This window comes from Myxococcus dinghuensis (assembly GCF_024198235.1).
GTDB classification, from domain to species: Bacteria; Myxococcota; Myxococcia; order Myxococcales; family Myxococcaceae; genus Myxococcus; species Myxococcus dinghuensis.
This window is the reverse complement of sequence record NZ_JAKCFB010000114.1, coordinates 1-1555: the sequence shown is the minus strand read 5'-3', so window position 1 is coordinate 1555 and position 1555 is coordinate 1. Positions and strand designations below refer to the sequence as shown.

The 1555-nt window shown below is 69.9% G+C and carries 1 protein-coding gene; it reads left to right on the top strand.

Going from position 1 to position 1555, the window contains the following annotated elements:
• A partial coding sequence (locus LZ198_RS42750; RefSeq protein ID WP_253977931.1) for an amino acid adenylation domain-containing protein occupies nucleotides 1-1555 on the top strand: 1555 nt, incomplete at both ends.

Below are 1555 nucleotides of genomic sequence, written 5' to 3'. Positions count from 1 at the left end.
AGCCCGACACGCACGTCTCGGGGTTGGAGCTGTTGGGGGAGGAGGAGCGGCGGCGGGTGGTGGAGGAGTGGAACGGGTTGTTGCCGGCGCCGCAGGTGGAGGGAGGGCTGCACGAGCTGTTCGAGGCACAGGCGGAGCGCACGCCGGAGGCGGAGGCGCTGGTGGTGGGGGAGCGGCGGCTGAGCTACCGCGAGGTGGAGGAGCGGGCCAACCAGGTGGCGTGGAAGCTGAGAGGGCTGGGTGTGGGCCCCGAGGTGAGGGTGGGGGTGTGCCTGGAGAGGACGGAGGAGTTGGTGGTGGCGTTGCTGGGCATCCTGAAGGCGGGAGGAGCCTACGTGCCGCTGGACCCGGCATACCCGGCGGAGCGGCTGGGGATGATGTTGGAGGACGCGAAGAGTCCTGTGGTGGTGACGCAGCGGACGTTGGCGGGGGTGGTGGAGGTGGGAGGGGCGCAGGTGGTGTGGATGGGGGAGGGGGAAGAGGTGAGGAGGCAGCCGGTGAGCCGGCCTGTGGGGGTGACGAAGCCGGGCCACCTGGCGTACGTGCTGTACACGTCAGGGAGCACGGGCCGGCCGAAGGGCGTGGCGCTGGAGCACCGAAGCGCGGTGGCATTCCTGAAGTGGGCGCTGAGCACCTACCGTCCAGAGCAGTTGGCGGGAGTGCTGGGGGCCACGTCGGTGAACTTCGACTTGTCGGTGTTCGAGCTCTTCGCGCCGTTGAGCTGCGGGGGCCGGGTGTACCTGGTGGAGAACGCGCTGGGGTTGGCGGGGCTTGCTGCTGCCGGTGAGGTGACGCTGGTGAACACGGTGCCCTCGGCGATGGCGGAGCTGCTGAGGCAGGGGGCGGTGCCGGGGAGCGTGAAGACGGTGAACCTGGCGGGAGAGGCGCTGCCCAGCCAGTTGGTGGAGGGACTCTACGGGCTGGGGACGGTGGAGGGGGTGTACAACCTGTATGGCCCGACGGAGGACACGACGTACTCGACGTGGGCGCTGGCGCCGCGAGGAGCGGAGGTTGCGCCGCCGATTGGAAGGCCGCTGGCGGGGACACAGGCGTACGTGGTGGACGCGAGGCTGAAGCCGGTGCCGGTGGGAGTGCCGGGAGAGCTGTACCTGGGCGGAGTGGGGCTTGCGCGAGGCTACCTTGGGCGGCCGGAGTTGACGGTGGAGCGCTTCGTGCCGAACCCCTTCAGCCGTGAGGTTGGGGCGAGGATGTACCGGACCGGAGACAGGGTGAGGTGGAGGGCGGACGGGCAGTTGGAGTACCTGGGGCGAATCGACTTCCAGGTGAAGGTGAGGGGCTTCCGAATCGAGCTGGGGGAGGTGGAGGAGGCGCTGAGGCGACACCCCGGGGTGCAGGAGGCGGTGGTGGTGGCGAGAGGGGAGGGGGCGGACAAGAAGCTGGTGGGGTACGTGTCGGTGAAGGCAGGGCAGCAGGTGGAGCCCGAGGCGTTGCAGGGGCTGCTCAAGGAGCGGCTGCCGCGCTTCATGGTGCCCTCGGCCCTGGTGGTGCTGCCGGCCATGCCGCTCAACCCCAACGGCAAGATTGACCGCAAGGC